Raw genomic sequence first — 1082 nt, 5'->3', positions numbered from 1 at the left:
GCATTATCGTCAGCGTATTCGCGATTTCGAAAGAAAACAGTTAACCCAGAAGCTGGCTGACTGATCCATCTCTACCTCTCATTAATTTTTATCCTCCCCCGGTCTATCGGGGGCTTCAGTGTACAGGCTCAAGGCGGTTTAGAATCACTCAGGACCGTTTAAGTAACAGAATCATGACCCAAACTACCCTCTCTCTTAAGGAAGCTCAACAGCAAGCTCAAGGGCTGCGAGAGCAGATCAATGATCATAACTATCGTTACTATGTTCTGGACGATCCGATCATTGCCGATGCCAGTTATGATCGGCTGATGCAGCAGCTGAAGTCCATCGAAGCGGATTTTCCCGAGCTGATTACACCTGAATCACCCACCCAGCGAGTGGGTGCTGCCCCCCTGAAAGTGTTTGGCCAGATTCGTCATGAACTGCCCATGCTGTCGCTGGATAACGCGTTTAACGAAGACGATCTCAATGACTTTGACCGCAGAGTCCGTGAGCGTTTGGGCACCGATTCAGCAGTAGAATATGCCTGCGAACCCAAACTGGATGGGATTGCGGTCAGCCTTTTATACGAGAAGGGGGCGCTGATGCGAGGTGCTACCCGTGGGGATGGTACGACTGGCGAAGATATCACTCTGAATGTTCGCACCATTGCTACTATTCCTCTGAAATTGCTGGGTGAAGGTTGGCCTGATCGTCTGGAAGTTCGTGGTGAAATCTTTATGCCCAAGGAAGGTTTTGAAAGGCTGAATAAGAGAGCTAAAGCCCGGGATGAAAAAGTGTTCGTTAATCCCCGCAATGCAGCAGCGGGCAGTCTGAGACAGCTTGACTCGAAAATAACGGCGAAAAGACCTCTGGATATTTACTGTTACAGTGCCGGTGTGGTTGAAGGGGGTGAGTTGCCTGACAGGCATGCGGATATTCTTGAGCGTTTTAAAACCTGGGGCCTGCGGGTCAATCCGGAGCTGCGGGTAGTTAAAGGGGCTGCTGCCTGTGCTGAATACTTTTCCAGAATGAGTGAGAAGCGCGAAGCTTTGCCCTACGAAATTGATGGTATTGTTTATAAGGTCAACCGTCTGGCCCTG

At 50.1% G+C, this 1082-nt stretch carries 1 protein-coding gene; it reads left to right on the top strand.

Going from position 1 to position 1082, the window contains the following annotated elements:
• Positions 1-173: 173 nt before the first annotated feature.
• Positions 174-1082 (top strand): NAD-dependent DNA ligase LigA (ligA, locus tag KDK18_RS07770; protein ID WP_257254333.1); only part of this gene is annotated, 909 nt, incomplete at its 3' end.

This window comes from Endozoicomonas sp. SESOKO3 (genome assembly GCF_024606255.1).
The sequence above is the reverse complement of the archived record's forward strand: the minus strand, read 5'-3'. Positions and strand labels throughout refer to the sequence as shown.